Raw genomic sequence first — 17,765 nt, forward strand, 5'->3', positions numbered from 1 at the left:
ACTCACATGGAGCGGATATGAAGGCAGGCAAAGACAGCGAGGAACTGACCCGGGTCGGTCCGGGCACGGTGATGGGCAACTTCATGCGCCAGTACTGGATACCGGCGGCCAAGTCGAGCGAGCTCGGTGTCGACGGCACGCCGATGCGTCTGCTGCTGCTGGGCGAGAAACTGGTTGCGTTCCGCGACAGCAGCGGCCGCGTCGGCGTGATGGACCACCAGTGCCCGCACCGTTGCGCGTCGCTGGTGCTGGGGCGCAACGAGGAAGACGGCATCCGCTGCATCTACCACGGCTGGAAGTTCGATGTCGACGGCAACTGCGTCGACATGCCGAGCGTGCCGCCGAGCCAGGACTTCAAGGAGAAGGTGAAGGCGCGCGCCTACAAGGCGGTCGACCGCAACGGCATCCTCTGGGTCTACATGGGCGAGCACCAGGACGCGCCGCCGCCGATGCCGATGGTCGAGGCCACGCTGCTCGAGGAGCACGAGGTGGATCTGTTCTTCATGCAGCGCGCCTGCAATTGGATGCAGGCGCTGGAAGGCGACATCGACACTTCGCACTTCGGCTTCCTGCACGTCGGCCACCTCGATCCGGACAACGTGCCCGAAGGCCATCCGCTGCAGCACACGGCGAGCGAGCGCGCACCCGAATACCACGTGCAGGACACGCCCTGGGGCACCACCTACGGCGCCTACCGCACCGTGCGGCCCGAGACCATCTACTGGCGCTTCGCCAACTACATGTTCCCGTTCTGGACGCAGACGCCGCAGGGCGAATTCCCGCGCAACATCCAGGCCCGCGCCTGGGTGCCGCTGGACGACGAGCACGTGATGATGATCTTCTGGCGCCAGCGCAGCGACATGCCGGGCAGCGGCGCGCCGCTGAAGGACGGCAAGCCGCTGGGCGGCTCCAAGCCGAAGCCGGACTTCCTGCCGGTCTCCACCGAATGGCTGGGCCGCTACCGCATCAAGGCCAACGAGTCGAACGACTGGCTGATCGACCGCGAAGCGCAGCGCACCGGCCGCATCTATTCGGGCATCGACCACATCGGTTCGCAGGACCAGGCCGTGACCGAGAGCATGGGCGCGATCACCGACCATTCGAAGGAACACCTCGGCCCCGGCGACTTGATGATCGCCCGCACGCGCCGCCGCGCACTGCAGGCCGCGCGCGCCTTCCGCGACGGCGCGCCGGCACCCGGCATCGACACGCCCGAGGTGTTCATGGCCGCGCGCAGCGGCTACTTCGAGATGCACCAGTCGGTCGATTGGCAGAAGGCCTACGCCGACATGATGCGCACCGCGCAGCGCGCGCCCAAGGCGCCCAAGGTGCCGGCCGAATCGGCGATGGCGAAGTAGTCGGCCGTGTCGCACGAAGACCCCGAAAGGCGCGGGCGCCGCGAGGCCTTGCGCGCTTTGGGCGCGGGTGCATTGGCACTCGCGGCCGGCAGCGCGCGCGCCGAGGACGACAAGTCGCCGATCCGCATGCTGTGCGGCATCTCGGCCGGCTCGGGCAACGACTTCACCGCGCGCCTGGTGGCCGACAGCATGCGCGAGGCGCTGGGCCGGCCGGTGGTGGTGGACAACAAGCCGGGCGCCGGCCAGCGCATCGCGCTCGGCGAGCTCAAGCGTGCGGCGCCGGACGGGCGCACGCTCATCCTGTGCACCACCGGGCCTTTCACCATCTATCCGCACATCTACAAGAAGCTCGACTACGACCCGGTCAAGGACTTCACACCGATCGGTGCGGTGGCCTCCTTCGACGTCGGCATCGCGAGCGGACCGCTGACGCATGCGACGACCATCCAGCAGCAACTGGCGATGGCGCGCAGCGACAAGTCGCTCGCGGCCTTCGGCTCGCCGGGCAATGGCTCGCTGTCGCATTTCGTCGGCATCGCCACGGGCATCGCGACCGGGATCCAGTTCACGCATGTGCCCTACAAGGACAGCGGCACCTCGGTGGTGGATCTGGCCAGCGGCCGGCTGCCGATGCTGATCACCGGCGTGAGCCAGCTGGTCGAGATGCACAGGTCGGGCCGCATCCGCATCCTGGCGGTGTCGGGCGCGCAGCGCTCGCCTTCGCTGCCCGACGTGCCCACGCTGAAGGAAAGCGGCATCGACGTCAGCAACACCACGACCTGCGGCGTCTACGGACCCGCGGGCATGGCGCCGGAACTCGTGCAGCGCTTCAATGCGGCCGCGGTGGCTGCGGTGCAGGGCCGGGAGGCGCGCGACAAGCTGCTGAAGTTCCTGTTCGCGCCGGCGCCGTCGAGCGCGCAGGCTTTGTCGGCGCTGATGGCCGGCGAGGACCGCGAATTCGCGCGGCTGGTGACATTGAGCGGCTACCAGCCGGAGTGAAGCGGGGCAGGGCGGCGCACCGCCCGTGCCGCGGGCGAGCTCAGGTTTCCTGCGGCACGTAGCCGCTCGCCTTCACCAGCATCCCGAAATGCTTTCGCTCCGACACCAGCGAGGCCGCGAGCGTCTTGCCGTCGGTGTAGGCCGGCGTCATGCCCTGCTGCCTCATCTTCTCGAGCGTCGCGGGCTTGGTGAACATCGGCGCGAGCGCGTCGTGCAGTTTGGCGACCAGCTTGGGCGACATGCGCGCCGGGCCGAACAGGCCGGTCGTCGTGGAACTGCTCAGGTTGATGCCGGTCTCTTTCAGCGTCGGCACCTCGGGCACCAGCGGCGAGCGCTGCTCGCCCGAGACGGCGAGGATCCTGATCTTGCCGTTCTTGTGCATCTCGACCAGCGGCTGCAAGCCGGTGATCATCATCGGCAGCCGGCCCGCGGCCAGGTCGATGATGCCCACGCCGCTGTCCTTGTAGGGCACGTGCTCCATCGGCGTGTGCGTCGCGAGCGAGATCGAGATGCCGAAGAACTGCGACAGCGAGCCATTGCCGGGCGCGGAGCCGAACACCGCGTCCTTTCCCTTGGCCTTGGCCCAGGCGATCATCTGCTTCATGTCCTGCGCACCGGTGGCCGGGCCGGTCGCGACGGCGACGTCGAAGTTCGAGACACCCGCGATCGGCGTGAAGTCGCGGTCGGGGTCGTAGTCGAGCCGGGTGTAGATGTGCGGATAGATGCAGAACGGGCCGTTGGTCGCGAACAGCAGGGTGCGGCCGTCGGGCGCCGCGTGCCGCGCCTCGGCCAGCGCGATGCGCTGCCCCGCGCCGAGCTTGCTCAGCGTGATGGCGGGGCGGCCGAGCGATTCGGTCAGCTGGTCGGCGATCATGCGGGCCGTGAAGTCCATCGACGAAGCGGCGCCGACCAGCACCGTGATGGCCGCCTTGTCGTCCTGCGCGAGCGCGCGGTCGGCAGCCAGCCAGAATGCGCCGGCCGTGAGGCCCTTGAGCGTGGTGCGGCGCGTCGTCGAGGTGGAGTCACTCACGGCTTGTCTCCTGCTTTTTAGAAATGGAATTTACTTCCGAAAAACAATCGATGTCAAACGGGATTTCACCCAAGCCGAGCGACCCCGCGTCCGTGTCGCTTGGAGTTGAATAACAGAATATAATTCCAAAATCGAAACACCTGGGATGCATGCTCTCATGGCCAAGATCGTCCTCGGCATCGGTTCGTCGCACACGCCGATGCTCAATGCGCCCCTCGCGGACTGGACCCGCTTCATCGAACGCGACCGGGCGCGCGCCCATCTCGACAAGGCCGGCAATCCGGTGAGCTACGACGAGCTCGCGAAGATCGCCGGCGACAGCATCGCGCCTGAGCTGCGTCCCGAGGTGCTGGCCCAGCGCCATGCGGCCGCGGCGGCGCAGGTCGAGAAGCTCGCCGGCGTGCTGCAGCGCGCCGAGCTCGACACGCTGATCATCGTCGGCGACGATCAGAAAGAGCTCTACGACACCGACAACCTGCCCTCGGTGCTGGTCTACCACGGCAAGAGCATCCGCAACGTGCCGCTGCACACCAACCATCCCGGCCCCGACTGGTCGCGTGCCGCGGCCGCGCGCTACTACGAGCGCGAGACGCCGAAGGACTATCCGGTCGACACCGAACTGGCGAACCATCTGATCGGCCAGCTGGTGGAGCGCGAGTTCGACGTCTCGGTGGCCGACACGATCGCCGACGGCTACGGCGAAGGCCATGCCTTCGGCTTCGTGCACAACCGCCTGCTCAACGGCGCGACGGTGCCGGTGGTGCCGATCTTCCTCAATACCTACTACCCGCCGAACCAGCCGACGCCGCGGCGCTGCCATCGGCTCGGCCAGGAACTGCGAAGGGCGGTGGAAAGCCTGCCGCGCGATGCCCGCGTGGGCGTGATCGCTTCCGGCGGCCTGAGCCACTTCACCATCGACGAAGAATTCGATGGCCGCATCGTCCGCGCGCTGCGCGAACGCGATGCGCAGGCGCTCCACGACCTGCCACGCAGACAGCTCAACTCGGGCAACTCCGAAATTCGCAACTGGATCTGCATGGCCGGCGCGGTCGAGCATCTGGCGCTGGATTCGCTCGAATACATTCCGGCCTATCGCACACCGGCCGGTACGGGAACGGGTCTGTGCTTCGCGGTCTGGAACTGAATCCCGGCGCCGAGTCCGGCAGGCGCACGGCCACGGCACAGACCCTGCGCCTGCGCCTCACCGGCATCCGCTACGCGGCGCACGGCATTCATCTCCTCGAGTTCGGCCGGCCCGACGGCGCTGCGCCGCTGCCGGCCTTCACACCCGGCGCACACGTCGACCTGCATCTGGCCAACGGCCTGGTGCGCCCCTATTCGCTGGTGAATCCACCCGAAGACACTGAGCGCTACGTGGTCGCGGTCAAGCGCGACCCCGCGAGCCGCGGCGGCTCGGCCTTCGTGCACGAGGTACTGCGCGTCGGTGCGGAGCTGGAGGTCGGCGTGCCGCGCAACAACTTCGAGCTGCACGCAGGCTCGGCGCAGGCGGTCTTCATCGCCGGCGGCATCGGCATCACGCCGATCGCCTGCATGGTGGACCGGCTGCGCCGCGACGGGCGCTCGTGGGAGCTGCACTACAGCGTGCGCGAGCGCAGGGAAGCGGCCTTCGTCAAGGAACTGGGCGACGATCGCGTGCATCTCCATGTCGATGCCGAAAGCGCTGGCGCGCTGCTCGATATCGCGGCCATCGTTGCCGCCGCGCCTGCGGATGCGCATCTGTACTGCTGCGGTCCGGCACCGATGCTCGATGCCTTCGAGGCCGCGGCCGGCGGCCGGCCGCCGGCCTGCGTGCATGTCGAGCGCTTCGCGCCGGTCGCGCCCGGTGCCACCGGGGGCGGCTACACCGTGCGGCTTGCGGCCTCGAAGCGCAGCATCCCCGTCGCACCGGGCCGGACGATCCTCGAAGCGCTGCGCGAGGCCGGCGTCGAAGTCCAGGCCTCGTGCGAACAGGGCATCTGCGGCACCTGCGAGACGCGCGTGCTCGGCGGCTTGCCGGACCATCGCGACAGCCTGTTGTCCGCCGAAGAAAGAAAGAGCAACCGCGTGATGATGATCTGCTGCTCGGGCAGTCTGGGCGGCGAACTCGTGCTCGACCTCTGAAGGCGCCGCACGATGCCGAGCCTCGACCGCGCGGGCCCCTTGCTAGAATCGGCCGCGCTCGCAGCGCCGTTCAGCCACCGAACAAGGAGAGGGGCCTTGGGTCGTCCCAGTCGAAAAGACAAGATCGTCCAGCCGGACTATTCCGAAGGCATCCAGATCAAGACGGAGGATGAGGATCCGCGCTTCAACAATGCGCTTGCCCGCGGCCTCGCCATCCTTCGCGCATTCCATGTCGACATCAAGCTCCTGGGCAACCTCGAGATCGCGGAGCTGACCGGGCTTCCCAAATCCACCGTCTCGCGCCTGAGCTTCACGCTGACGCAACTGGGCTACCTGCGCTATCGCCCCGAGTTCGGCAAGTACGAACTCGCGGCCGGTGTCGTGGGGCTGGCCTATCCCTATCTGGCGGGGCAGGTGGTGCCGCCGGTCGCGCGGCCGCTGATGGTCGAACTGGCCCTCAAGTCGAAGACCAACGTCGGCCTCGGCGTGCAGGAGGGCATGAGCGTGCTCTATCTCGAATACGCGCTCGGCGAGGCCAATCCCAATCGCCTGCAGCGCGCCGGTTTTCGCGTGCCGCTGGTGCGCACCGGCATGGGCCGCGCCTGCATCGCCGGCATGCGTCCCGAACAGCGCGAGCAGTTCTATGTGGAGCTGCGCGAGCACTACAAGCGTGAGTGGCCGAAGCTCCACGACGAGCTCGAGGACGCGGCCGGCCAGGTGCAGACGCGCGGCTTCTGCATCGCGGCCGGCACCTTCCGGTCGACCACCAACTCGGTGGCCGTGCCCTTCATCCATGGCGACGGCCAGACCATCATGGCGTTCAACTGCCAGGGCCATTCGCAGACCCACACGCCCGACGCCATGCTGCGCAACGGCAAACGCCTGCTGGAGCTGGCGGCCGAAGTCCGTCGCCGGCTGGCCGACGCGCCGCACGGCCACGGGCCTTCGCTCGGACACTGAAGTCCGGGTGCCCGCGTCGGGCATCGACGTCGTTGATGAATGGAATTAAGTTTCAAATGAACGAGCGACAAGACGATCTGATCGTGGCAACCCGTGACGGCACGTTGGCCGGTGCCCGGGTCTCCGGCACGGCCGGCGTGCGGGCCTGGAAGGGCATTCCCTATGCGGCGCCGCCGGTCGGCGCGCTGCGCTGGCGCGCGCCGCAGGCGCCTGCCGCATGGGACGGCGTGCGCCCCGCGCTGGAGTTCGGCCCCGACTTTCCGCAGGCGCCGATGCCGGCCTCGCGTGCGCCTTCGATGGGCGAGGACTGCCTGTACCTCAACGTCTGGTCGCCCGCCGGCGCCGCGCCGGGCTCGCTGCCCGTGATGGTCTGGGTGCACGGCGGCGGCTTCGTCGGCGGCAGCGGTGCCGATGCGCGCTGCGAGGGCACGCAGATGGCGCGCGAGGGCGTCGTGGTGGTGAGCTTCAACTACCGCTCGGGCATGTTCGGCTTCCTCGCACATCCGGCGCTGAGCCGCGAGTCGGGGCAGGGCGTGTCCGGCAACTACGGCTTGCTGGACCAACTGCAGGCGCTGGCCTGGGTGCGCGACAACATCGCGGCCTTCGGCGGCGATCCGCGGCGCGTGACGGTGTTCGGCGTCTCGGCCGGGTCGGCGTCGATCTCGCTGCTGCTGAGTTCACCGATGGCCCAGGGCCTGTTCCAGCAGGCGATCCTGCACAGCCCGGGCGCGGGGCGTCCGCTGGCCACGCAGGCCGATGCCGAACGTGTCGGCCGCAGTCTCGACGAGGACATCGATGCGCTGCGCCGCCTGAGCGCCGCCGAGGTCTTCGCGCTGACCGCGAAATGCTCGCCCAAGGTGCGCGGCCTGACCACGCCGCGCGTGCTGCGGCCGATCTGCGACGGCTGGCTCATTCCCGAGGACGAACGCACGGCCTTCAAGGCCGGCCGCATCCTCGCGATGCCGCTCATCGTCGGCACCAATGCCGACGAGGGCACGCTGCTCACCGCCAGCTGGCCGATCGATACGGTGGACGACTATCGCCGCATGGTCGAGGCCAACTTCGGCGGTGCCGTGCAGGAAGCGCTGGCGCTCTATCCGGCAGGCAGCGACTTCGAAGCCCGCGCGGCGATCGCGCGGATCTTCGCCGACACGCAGTTCAACTACGGCGCGCGCCTGCTGGCGCAGACCATGAGCCGGCGCGAGCCGCGCACCTGGCGCTATGTGTTCACGCGGCGGCGGCCCGGGCAGCTCGACGGTCCCCACCATGGCGACGAGGTCGCGCACGTGTTCGGCCATCTCGCGGCCGGGCGCAGCGCGCAGCCGGAGCCCTTCGACGCGACCGACGTGGCGGTCTCGCAGGCCATGCGCTCGGCCTGGATCGCGTTCGCGCGCAGCGGCGATCCCAATGCGCCGGGCCTGGCCGCATGGCCGGCCTATGCACCGGACGCGGATGCGCACATCGAGTTCGGCGACCACGTCGGCACCGGCCGGGCATGGCATGCCGCGCCGCTCGAATTCCTGGACAGCTACCTCGACCGGCGCTGAAGAAGCCGGCGCGGCGATGAGGCCGCGCGCCCTTCAGCGCGCGTCCGGCACGCGCCGCGTCTTCATGAAATCCTCGAAGCTCTCGCCGCGCATCTTGGCGTAGACCTCGAGGTTGCTCATCTTCACCACGCGCGCGAATTTCTCGAGCACGAAGAAGTTGGTGCCGTAGCGCACCAGGCCCAGCCAGTCGCGCGTGCGCACCAGCGCCTTCTCCTCCTCGCTCAGGCCTTCGCGGCGCATCGCTTCTTCCTCGTCGCGCAGGAACAGTTCGCGATGCTCGGCGCGCGCCAGGTGCCAGAAGAAACGGTTGATGCGCAGCGTGCGCAGGCTCGCCTTCAGATCGAAGGGGTAGGTGCCCGTGATCGACTCGATGCCTTCGAGCTGCGCGTTCATGCGGCGAGCTCCTCGTAGAGCGTGACCGTCATCGCGGTGGTGGTCGCCAGGTAGTAGTTGCGGTGCAGCTGGCGGATGCGCGGCGCGAGCGCGCCGCGCATCGCCAGCCACATGATGACTTCGGCCCCTTCGGCGCCGCCGAGGCGCACGTAGTCCACGTGCCTGAGCTTCGTGAGTGCCTCGGGCTCGTGCTCCAGCAGATCGAGGAAGCGCAGATCCCACTCGGTGTTGTTGAAGCCGGTGCGCTCGCCATGGATCTGGTGCGAGAGACCGCCGGTGCCGACCACCGCGACGCGCAGGTCGCCGGGGTACGACTGCACGGCGCGGCGCACCGCCTGGCCCAGCTTGTAGCAGCGCAGCGCGGTCGGCAGCGGGTACTGGAGCACGTTGATCTGGATCGGGACGATCGCACCCGGCCAGCCCTCGGCATGCGGCCACAGCAGCGGCAACGGCGAATGGCAGCCGTGGTCGAGCGGACGGTCCTGGAACACCGTCATGTCGAACTCGTCGTTGACCAGCGATTCGGCCAGGTGCACCGCGAGATCGGAATGCCCCGGGATCGGCGGCAGCGGCCGCAGCCCGGCGCCTTCGTCGGCCAGCGCGTGCAGTGCGCCGATGCCGATCGCGAAGGTCGGATAGCAATCGAAGAAGAAGCTGTTGGCGTGGTCGTTGTAGAACACGATCAGCACGTCGGGCCGCTGTTCGGCGAGCCACTTCGCCACCGGCTTGTAGCCTTCGAACAGCGGTGCCCAGGCCGGCTCGTTCTGGCGTCCCTTGTCATAGGTCACGCCGATCGTGGGCACATGCGAGGTACCGATGCCGCCGATGATATGTGCCAACGCGCTGCTCCTGGAAATGAGAATGGAATTGTATTCCGCGCATGTGAAGTCACTGGGCGTCACAGGGCGTTACGGCGCGGCGAAACGCAGTGGTATCCAATGGACAATGACCGTTGCCAACCGATGAAAGGAACATGCCCCATGTCCGAACGGGACCCCACGGAATTCAGGCCGGGCCGCGAGTCCTCGCCCTGGACCTTCGTCATCATCGTGCTCGTGCTGATCGCGGCCGGCGCCGGATGGTGGTACTGGTCGCAGCGGCAGGTGGAACCGCCGCCACCGCCGCCGGCCGCATCCGCGCCGCCGTCGGACAACCCGCCTGCGCCCGCACCGGCCGCGGTCGCGTCGGGTCCGCAGAACCCCGTCGACGCGCTGGCCGCGCCCGACGCCGCCTTGCCCGCGCTGGCCGATGCCGATGCACAGGTCGGCGACGCGCTCACCGATCTGCTCGGCAAGAAGTCGGTGGCCTCCTTCCTGCAGCTCGATGGCTTCGTGCGCCGCTTCGTCGCCACCGTGGACAACCTGCCGCGCGCGCAGGCGCCGGCCCGCGTGTGGCCGCTGAACCCGGCGCCGCAGCGCTTCACCGTGCAGGGCGAGGGCGACAACCAGACCATCAGCGCCGACAACGGCAGCCGCTACACGCCCTTCGTGCTGTTCGCCGAGTCGGTCGATACGGCGCGCGCGGTGGCGGTCTATGCGCGGCTCTATCCGCTGTTCCAGCAGGCCTACGAGGAGCTGGGCTATCCGGGGCGCTACTTCAACGACCGGCTGGTGGCGGTGCTCGACCATCTGCTGCAGGCGCCCGAGCCTTCGGGGCCGGTCCGCGTCACGTTGACCGAGGTCAAGGGCGACCAGGCGCCCGATCGGCCCTGGGTGCGCTACGAATTCGCCGATCCGCAGCTGCAGGCGCTGTCGGCCGGGCAGAAGATGATGGTGCGCATGGGGCCGGTCAACGAGCGGCGCATGAAGACGAAGCTGACGGAGCTGCGCCGCCAGATCGCGACCGGCGCGATGGCGAAGAAGTAGGGCGGGCCCTTCAGTCCTGCGCGTCGGCCGCGGCGCCGCCGGCGCAGGCCAGCGCGCGCATCAGCAGCAGCTTGCGCTCGCGCGCATTGCGCGTGAGCGAGGCCGCGCGCTGGAACTCTTCGCAGGCCTCGCCGTGGCGGCCGAGTTTGGCGAGCAGATCGCCGCGCACGCTCGGCAGCAGGTGATAGCCCTGGAGCTGCGGCTCGGACTGCAGCGCATCGACCCGTTCGAGACCGACGGCCGGGCCGAAGGCCATCGACAGCGCGACGGCACGGTTGAGCTCGACGATGGGCGAGGGCATGCGCTGGGCCAGCGCGTCGTAGAGCGCGGCGATGCGGTTCCAGTCGGTCTGTTCGGGCGTGCGGGCGCGCGCATGGCAGGCAGCGATCGCGCCCTGCAGCGCGTACGGCCCGAGCGCGCCGCCGAGCTTCTCGGCCCGCGCCAGTGCGGCGAATCCGCGGCGGATCAGCAGCTGGTCCCAGCGGCTGCGGTTCTGTTCGAGCAGGAGGATCGGCTCGCCGTCCGCATCGACGCGCGCCGATGCGCGCGAGGCCTGGATCTCCATCAGCCCGACCAGCCCATGGACCTCGGGCTCGTCCGGCACGAGCTCGGCCAGGATGCGCCCGAGGCGCAGCGCCTCGTCGCACAGCGCGGGCCGCATCCAGTCGTCGCCGGCGGTGGCCGAGTAGCCTTCGTTGAACACCAGGTAGACAACCTCCAGCACGGACGACAGGCGTGCCGCCAGTTCGTCGGCGCGCGGCGCCTCGAAGGGCACGCGCGCAGCGGCCAGCGTGCGCTTGGCGCGCACGATGCGCTGCGCGATGGTCGGCTCCGGCACGAGGAAGGAGCGCGCGATCTCGTCGGTGCTCAGGCCGCCGAGCAGGCGCAGGGTCAGCGCCACGCGCGCCTCGGGCGACAGCACCGGATGGCAGGCGGTGAACACCAGGCGCAGCAGGTCGTCGCCGACCTCGTCGTCGAGCGCGGCATCGACCGCCTCGGCGAAGTCCGCCGCGGCCATCGCGTGCTGCGCATCGAATTCGCGGCCGAGCTCCTCTTCCTTGCTCGCATGCAGCGTGCGCTTGCGCAGCAGGTCGATCGCGCGGTGCTTGGCGGTGGCCGTGAGCCAGGCCGCGGGATTGTCGGGAACACCGTCGCGCGGCCATTGCTCCAGCGCCGCGACCAGCGCGTCCTGCGCCAGTTCCTCGGCCGTGCCGACATCGCGCAGCATGCGCGCCAGCGCACCGATGATCCGGGCGGATTCGATGCGCCAGACGGCGTTGATGCTGCGGTGGATCTCGGCGTCGGTGGGCACGCGTTGGTCTCAGCGCTTCTTCAGGTCGTCGAAGCCCTCGGCGGCCTTCTGCACGTCGGGCGGGAAGTCGGAGAACTCCTGCACCTGGCGCACCTCGATGGTCTCGTTCTCCGAGCCGGGGCAGCGCGAGGCCCAGGCGATCGCCTCCGCCTTCGAGGCGACGTCGATCATCCAGTAGCCGCCGAGCACTTCCTTGGCCTCGGCGAAGGGGCCGTCGGTCACCTTCGGCTTGCCGCCGGAAAAGCTCACGCGCGCACCCATCGACGGCGGATGCAGGCCGTCGAGCGCGAGCAGCACGCCGGCCTGCTTGAGGGACTCGTTGTATTTCATCATTGCCTCGACGGCCTTGGCATCGGGCATGGTGCCGGGCGTCGCGCTCTCGTAGCCCTTGGGGATCATCAGCATCATGAATCGCATGTCGGTCACTCCTTGCTCGGATTGAAGAGGCTATTGTTCCGTATCAACGGCGCTCGCCCGACGCTTTCGTGGCCGCCATCTGCGCGAGCTGCCGCTCTTCCTGTTCGCGCAGCTCGGGCGTGAACTCGGCGCCGAAGTCCTCGGCCTCGAAGACCTGGCGCAGCTCGATCTCGGTGCCGCCGTCGAAAGGCGCGCGCCTGAGCCATTCGAGCGCTTCCTCCTTCGAGCGCACCTGCCACAGCCAGAAGCCGGCGATCAGCTCCTTGGTCTCGCTGAACGGGCCGTCGGTCACCGTGCGCTGCTTGCCGTCGAAGCGCATGCGCGCGCCCTTCGAGCTCGCATGCAGGCCTTCCATGCCGAGCACGATGCCGGCTTTGACCAGCTCCTCGTTGTACTTGCCCATCTCGGTCAGCATGTCCTGGCTGGGCATCACGCCGGCTTCCGAGTCCTTGTTGGCCTTGACGATCACCATGAATCGCATCGCATCGCTCCTTGAAACGCGAACCCGCCCTTCGGTCGGTGCGACCGGAAACGAGGCTGGGCTCTGAATGAACGTCGTGCGAGCGTCGGCGAGATCGACACGCCGCGACGCGCCGGTGTGTAAATATTTGTTTGCCCGCCGGCTTCAGGCCGCGCAGAGGATCAGGTCGACGTCCGCGGCCTGGTGGCGCAGCGGGATCAGCGCCTGGTAGGCCGGCGAGCGGAACCAGCCCTCGGCCGCCTCGACGCTCGGGAAGCGCAGCACCACGGTGTCGGTGTGGCCGTGCGTGCCGCCGAGCACCTCGCGGCATTGGCCGCGGAACACCAGCTCGGCCTGCCAGTCGGCCAGCGTGCCCGGCACGCTGGCCACGTACTGCGCCCACCTGGCGGCATCCTTGACGGTGATGTGTCCGATCACGCAGGCGGCGGTGGGCGTCATGGCGGGTGCTCCGGGCTTCAGGTTTTCACACCCAGGTATTTTTCGACCAGATCGCGCTCGGTGCGCAGATGCTCGGGCGTGCCGTCGTAGACGATATGGCCATTGTTCACCACATAGCAGCGGTGCGCGAGCGACAGCGCCGCATGCACGTTCTGCTCGACGATGACGATGGTGTGGCCGCGTTCCGCAAGGCCCCTGCAGACCCGCATCAGGTCGCGCACGATCAGCGGCGCCAGGCCCTCGAAAGGCTCGTCCAGCAGGATGATGCGCGGGTCGCGGATCATCGCGCGCGCGATCGCCAGCATCTGCTGCTCGCCGCCCGACAGCTGCTTGCCGCGGTTGCGCCGGCGCTCGTCCAGGCGCGGGAAGGTCTGGTAGACCGCATCGAAGGACAGCGGCTTGTCGGCCGTCATGGCGGCGAGCACGAGGTTCTCGTGCACCGTCAGGCTGCCGAAGATGCGGCGCTCCTCGGGCACCAGCTGGATGCCGGCGCGCGCCAGCTTGTAGGGCGCCGTGCCGGTCACGTCGCGGCCGTCGAGCCGGATGGTGCCGGATTTGGCCTGCACCACGCCCATCAGCGATTTCAGCGTCGTGCTCTTGCCCGCGCCATTGCGCCCGAGCAGCGCGACGACCTCGTTGGCCTCCACCCGCATCGACACATCGAACAGGATGTGCGAGTCGCCGTAGAAGCTGTTGAGCTTGTCGATCTCAAGCAGACTCATGCTCTTCGAGCCCTCCGAGATAGGCGGTCTGCACGGCCGGATCGCGCTGGATCTCGGCGGGCGTGCCTTCCGCGAGCTTGCGGCCTTCGTACAGCACCGTGATGCGTTCGGCCAGCTCGAACAGCGCGTCCATGTCGTGCTCCACGATCACCATCGTGCGACCTTGGCGGATCGACTTGAGCAGCGCGACGATGTGCACGCGCTCTTCCGGGCCGAGGCCGGCGAGCGGTTCGTCGAACAGCAGCACGTTGGCGCCGGTGGCCAGCGCCAGCCCGATCTCGAGGCGTCGCTTCTCGCCATAGGACAGCTCGGACACGCGCGTCGCGGCCGAGCCCGCGAGGCCGACCAGGCCGATCGCCGCCTCGACCTGGTCGCCCAGGCCCTGCACCCTGAACAGCCGGCGCAGCATGTCGAGCCGGAAGCGCCCGCGTGCGCGGGCGAGCACCGCGATCACCATGTTCTCGCGCACGGTGAGCGTCTCGAACAGCTGATTGATCTGGTAGCTCTTGCTCATGCCGCGCTGGCACACCGCGGTCACGCCGATGCCGGTGATCTCGGCGCCGCGCATGAACACCTGGCCGCGGGTCGGCTGCACCTCGCCGGCCAGCATCTTGAAGAAGGTCGACTTGCCGGCGCCGTTCGGCCCGATCACGCCGCGGATCTCGCCTTCGGCCAGCGTGAAGCTCACGTCGCTGACGGCCGTCAGGCCGCCATAGGCCTTGGTGACGCCGCGGGTCTCGAGCACCGGCGTGCCGGCGGCCGCCGCGGCCGGTGCCACGATGGCGAGCGAGGGCGCGTTCGAGGTCGCTGCGGCCTGCGCGGCCTCGGGCGCGAGCATGTTCTCGGCCGTGCCGGTGCGGCGCTTGAGCGCGGCCACGAGGACGCCGCCGACGCCATGGCGGAACAGCGTGATCAGCACCACGAAGACCACGCCCAGCACCAGCTTCCAGTAGGCGCCGATGCTCGGGATGTGCTGCAGGCCTTCGTACAGGTAGAGCCAGATGGTCGCGCCGAGCAGCGGGCCGAGCAGGGTGCCGGCACCACCGATCACCGTCTGGATCACCAGCTGCGCCGAGGTGTCCAGCATGAAGGCGTCGGGCGGCATGAAGCTCTGGAACACGCCGAGCAGGCCGCCGGCCACGCCGCCGTAGAGCGCCGCGATGACGAACACCGCGAGCTTGTAGTGCTGGATCGAGTGGCCGAGCGCGGTGGCGCGCAGCGGGTTGCCGCGGATCGCCGTCAGCACCGCGCCGAAGGGCGAGTGCACGATGCGGCGCGCGATGAGGTAGCCGACGAAGAAGAAGATCGCGAGGAAGGTGTACATCGGCCAGCCGCTCGTGATGTTCAGCGTGAGCGAGCCGATCGACACGGCCGGCGGCGGGATGCCGGCGACGCCGTTCTCACCGCCCGTCCAGGCGCGCAGCGGCCCGTTCTCGATGAAGAAGAACATCTCGGCGAAGGCCAGTGTGCTCATCGCGAAATAGATGCCGGTGCGGCGCAGCGTCAGGTAGCCGATGACCAGGCCCGCGATGCCGGCGGCGACGGTGCCGATCAGCAGCGCCACCAGCATGTGGGGCACGACGTTGTCGGTCAGCAGGTAGGCGGTCACGAAGCCGCCGACGCCGTAGAACGCGGCCTGCCCGAAGGACAGCAGCCCCGCGTAGCCGAACAGCAGGTCGAAGCCGATGCCGAACAGGCCCCAGATCAGGATGCGGCCCATCAGGTCGGCGCCGATGCCGAGATGGGGCAGGATGAAAGGCGCGATGACCAGCCCGATCGCCACTGCGATCTCCGGCCCGAGGCGGCTGCGCAGGGGCGGAGTCGGGATGCCGCGGCTCATTCGCGTCCCTCCTGCCCCATCAGACCTTGCGGCCGGAAGATCAGCACCAGCGCCATCACCGCGAACAGCATCACGTCGGAGTAGGCCGGATCGAACATCGAGGTCAGGCTCTGGATCTCGCCGGCGATGATGCCGCCGATGATCGCGCCAGGAAAGGAGCCGACGCCGCCGATCACGACCACCACGAAGGAATCGACCAGGATGCGCGCGCCCATGTCCGGCGACAGCGAGACGATCGGCGAGTTGATGACGCCGGCATAGCCCGCCGCCATCGCGCCGAGGCCGAACACCATCAGGAAGGAGCGCTGCACGTTGACGCCGAGCATGTTGACCATCAGCGCGTCCTCGATGCCGGCGCGCACGATCAGGCCGAGGCGGGTGCGGTACAGCACGATGTAGAGCGCCACCAGCGTCAGCGCCGAGATGCCGAGGATCTCCATGCGGTAGAGCGGATAGATCAGGAAGCCCATGTTGACGATGCCATGGCCCCAGGCCGGCTCGGGCATCGTGAGGCCGATGCCGCCGAAGATGGAGCGCACGATCTCCACCAGCACGATGCCGATGCCGAAGGTGACCAGCAGCTGGTCTTCCGGCGGCCGTCCGTAGAACAGGCGCACGATGCCGCGCTCGATGACGAGCCCCAGGACCAGCGTGACGGCCGAGCCGACCACGATCGCGAGGATGAACGAGCCGGTGGCGTTGAAGGTCATCAGCCCTGCGTAGGCGCCCACCACGAAGATGGCACCGTGGGCGAAGTTGATGACGCCCAGGGTGCCATAGATGATGGTCAGCCCGGTGCTGATCAATGCCAGCAGCAGGCCCGCAGCCAGGCCATTGAACAGCTGCGATAGGACAAGCGGCATGCTGGGCATCCAGCACTCCCTTCAGGAACGGACGGTTGCGGGAGGGCGGATCAGGTGTACGAACCGAGCTTGCAGCCGAGCAATCCCACCGGCGCCACCACATCGGCGCCGTTCACCACGGTGACGATGTCGAAGAAGTCGTTCTTGTCCTTCATGTCGGCCGGCTTCTTGCCGCGCACGATCGGGAAGTTGACGATGCCCTGGTGATCGTCGCCGCGGAACCAGACCTCGCCCACCGGGCCCTGGCGCTTGACGCCCTTCTCGTAGGCCTTGATCACCTCGGGCGCGTAGAAGGTCTTGGCGCGCTCGACGGCGTCGGCCCACAGCACGGTGTTGAGGTAGGCGATGTAGGCTGAGTCGTGCGGCTTGTCCTTGTACTTGGCCTCGAAGGCCGAGACGAAGTCCTTCGCGATCGGGTACTTGTCCTGCAGCGTCCACCAGAAGCCCATGCAGCCGTAGACGCCCTGCATGATGTCGGCGCCGAGCTCCTCGCCGAGGAAGGGCGCCATGTACGGAATGACCAGCTTCATCTTGTCGAGGATGCCGAACTGCTTGGCCTGCTTGATGGAGTTGACCGCGTCGAGGCCGTAGTCGATCACGACCAGCGTGTCGGCGCCGCTGTTGGCGATGTTGATGAGGTAGGAGCTGTAGTCCTTGGCGCCCAGCGGATGGACCTGCTGGCCGACCTCTTTCCAGCCTTCCTTGGCGGTGAACTCGACCATCGAGTCGTGCGTGGTGTGGCCGTAGGTGTAGTCGGGCACGAGGTACACCGCCTTGCGGTTCTTGCCGAGCGACTGGCCGAGCACCGGCGAGATCGCCTTGGCCGCGGAGTAGGCGTAATGGCAGAGGCGAAAGCCGTAGCGCTGGCAGTCGACGCCGGTGGTTTCGTTGGAGCCGCTGATGGCCGCGAGGTAGATGGTCTTCTCGCGGTCGCACACCTTCTGCAGTGCGATGGCGACGGCGCTGCTGACGCTGCCGCTGATCATCATCGCCTTGTTCTCGTGGATGAAGCGGGTGGCCGCCTGCACCGCGGTGTTGGGCTTGGTCTCGGCATCGGCCACGCCGAGCACGATCTTCTTGCCGAGCACGCCCTTCTTGGTGAGCGGGGAGATCTTGAGCACGTTCGGATGGCCGGCGTTGAGCTGTTCTGCCGCGAGCTCGTAGCCGCGCTGCTCGTCCGCGCCCTCGGCCGAATACGGGCCGGTGAGGTCGACCGGCAGGCCGACGAACACGCTGTCGCCGGCCACGCCTGCGGGGTAGTTGGCCAGTGCCGGATAGTCGTCGGCCATCGCCATGCCGGGAAGCAGCGCACCGGCTGCCGCCGCGGCCCCTGCCTTCAGGATCCCCCTTCGGTGGATACTGCTGGCGCCGTTTGCATCTTCGGACTCGCTCATGAGGACTCTCCTTGTAGACAGTGGC

General features: G+C 68.4%; 18 protein-coding genes. 7 read left to right on the forward strand and 11 right to left on the reverse strand.

What is annotated here, in order from left to right:
• Positions 1–17: 17 nt before the first annotated feature.
• Both E5P2_RS10130 and E5P2_RS10135 read left to right on the forward strand, forming a co-directional pair.
• On the forward strand, positions 18–1,358 hold the full coding sequence (locus E5P2_RS10130; RefSeq protein ID WP_162566962.1) for a Rieske 2Fe-2S domain-containing protein: 1,341 nt from the start codon (positions 18–20) through the stop codon (positions 1,356–1,358).
• 6 nt (positions 1,359–1,364) lie between these two features.
• Positions 1,365–2,357: a Bug family tripartite tricarboxylate transporter substrate binding protein gene (locus tag E5P2_RS10135; protein ID WP_162566963.1), complete on the forward strand. Its 993-nt coding sequence runs from the start codon at positions 1,365–1,367 to the stop codon at positions 2,355–2,357.
• Positions 2,358–2,397: 40 nt separating this feature from the next.
• On the opposite strand, the gene E5P2_RS10140 is transcribed toward E5P2_RS10135, so the two are convergent.
• Positions 2,398–3,387: a Bug family tripartite tricarboxylate transporter substrate binding protein gene (locus E5P2_RS10140; RefSeq protein WP_162566964.1), complete on the reverse strand. Its 990-nt coding sequence runs from the start codon at positions 3,385–3,387 to the stop codon at positions 2,398–2,400.
• 157 nt (positions 3,388–3,544) lie between these two features.
• Between E5P2_RS10140 and E5P2_RS10145 the strand changes: the two genes are divergently transcribed.
• From E5P2_RS10145 to E5P2_RS10160, 4 genes are all read left to right on the forward strand, one after another.
• Positions 3,545–4,531, forward strand: coding sequence for a protocatechuate 3,4-dioxygenase (locus tag E5P2_RS10145; RefSeq protein WP_197908480.1), 987 nt, complete (start codon positions 3,545–3,547; stop codon positions 4,529–4,531).
• A complete protein-coding gene (locus tag E5P2_RS10150) occupies positions 4,510–5,508 on the forward strand; it encodes a PDR/VanB family oxidoreductase (protein ID WP_232080643.1) in 999 nt (332 codons plus the stop codon). Before E5P2_RS10145 ends, E5P2_RS10150 begins: the two co-directional genes overlap by 22 nt.
• 96 nt (positions 5,509–5,604) lie before the next feature.
• Complete coding sequence (locus tag E5P2_RS10155) at positions 5,605–6,468, forward strand: IclR family transcriptional regulator (protein WP_162566965.1); 864 nt, start codon at positions 5,605–5,607, stop codon at positions 6,466–6,468.
• Between the two features lie 56 nt (positions 6,469–6,524).
• Positions 6,525–8,015: a carboxylesterase/lipase family protein gene (locus tag E5P2_RS10160; RefSeq protein ID WP_162566966.1), complete on the forward strand. Its 1,491-nt coding sequence runs from the start codon at positions 6,525–6,527 to the stop codon at positions 8,013–8,015.
• A 33-nt stretch (positions 8,016–8,048) separates the two neighbouring features.
• On the opposite strand, the gene E5P2_RS10165 is transcribed toward E5P2_RS10160, so the two are convergent.
• Positions 8,049–8,408: a protocatechuate 3,4-dioxygenase gene (locus E5P2_RS10165; protein ID WP_174262653.1), complete on the reverse strand. Its 360-nt coding sequence runs from the start codon at positions 8,406–8,408 to the stop codon at positions 8,049–8,051.
• On the reverse strand, positions 8,405–9,247 hold the full coding sequence (locus tag E5P2_RS10170) for a gallate dioxygenase (protein WP_162566967.1): 843 nt from the start codon (positions 9,245–9,247) through the stop codon (positions 8,405–8,407). Before E5P2_RS10170 ends, E5P2_RS10165 begins: the two co-directional genes overlap by 4 nt.
• Before the next feature lie 141 nt (positions 9,248–9,388).
• Between E5P2_RS10170 and E5P2_RS10175 the strand changes: the two genes are divergently transcribed.
• A complete protein-coding gene (locus E5P2_RS10175; RefSeq protein WP_162566968.1) occupies positions 9,389–10,273 on the forward strand; it encodes a DUF3014 domain-containing protein in 885 nt (294 codons plus the stop codon).
• A 10-nt stretch (positions 10,274–10,283) separates the two neighbouring features.
• On the opposite strand, the gene E5P2_RS10180 is transcribed toward E5P2_RS10175, so the two are convergent.
• The 8 genes from E5P2_RS10180 to E5P2_RS10215 form a co-directional block, all read right to left on the reverse strand.
• Positions 10,284–11,585, reverse strand: a complete 1,302-nt coding sequence (locus tag E5P2_RS10180) for an RNA polymerase sigma factor (protein ID WP_232080644.1) — start codon at positions 11,583–11,585, stop codon at positions 10,284–10,286.
• A 9-nt stretch (positions 11,586–11,594) separates the two neighbouring features.
• On the reverse strand, positions 11,595–12,002 hold the full coding sequence (locus tag E5P2_RS10185; protein ID WP_162566969.1) for a YciI family protein: 408 nt from the start codon (positions 12,000–12,002) through the stop codon (positions 11,595–11,597).
• 43 nt (positions 12,003–12,045) lie between these two features.
• Positions 12,046–12,483 carry a YciI family protein gene (locus E5P2_RS10190; protein WP_162566970.1) on the reverse strand — a complete coding sequence of 146 codons (438 nt, stop codon included), beginning with the start codon at positions 12,481–12,483 and terminating at the stop codon, positions 12,046–12,048.
• A 144-nt stretch (positions 12,484–12,627) separates the two neighbouring features.
• On the reverse strand, positions 12,628–12,921 hold the full coding sequence (locus E5P2_RS10195; protein ID WP_162566971.1) for a DUF1330 domain-containing protein: 294 nt from the start codon (positions 12,919–12,921) through the stop codon (positions 12,628–12,630).
• 17 nt (positions 12,922–12,938) lie between these two features.
• A complete protein-coding gene (locus E5P2_RS10200; RefSeq protein ID WP_162566972.1) occupies positions 12,939–13,643 on the reverse strand; it encodes an ABC transporter ATP-binding protein in 705 nt (234 codons plus the stop codon).
• On the reverse strand, positions 13,630–15,483 hold the full coding sequence (locus E5P2_RS10205; RefSeq protein ID WP_162566973.1) for a branched-chain amino acid ABC transporter ATP-binding protein/permease: 1,854 nt from the start codon (positions 15,481–15,483) through the stop codon (positions 13,630–13,632). Before E5P2_RS10205 ends, E5P2_RS10200 begins: the two co-directional genes overlap by 14 nt.
• Positions 15,480–16,346 (reverse strand): branched-chain amino acid ABC transporter permease, encoded by an 867-nt coding sequence (locus E5P2_RS10210; protein WP_232080645.1) that lies wholly within the window; start codon positions 16,344–16,346, stop codon positions 15,480–15,482. Before E5P2_RS10210 ends, E5P2_RS10205 begins: the two co-directional genes overlap by 4 nt.
• A 50-nt stretch (positions 16,347–16,396) precedes the next feature.
• The gene (locus E5P2_RS10215) at positions 16,397–17,740 is read right to left on the reverse strand and encodes a substrate-binding protein (RefSeq protein WP_162566975.1); all 1,344 of its coding nucleotides are present in this window, start codon (positions 17,738–17,740) and stop codon (positions 16,397–16,399) included.
• Positions 17,741–17,765 lie beyond the last annotated feature (25 nt).

This window comes from Variovorax sp. SRS16 (assembly GCF_901827165.1).
Lineage (GTDB): Bacteria > Pseudomonadota > Gammaproteobacteria > Burkholderiales > Burkholderiaceae_C > Variovorax.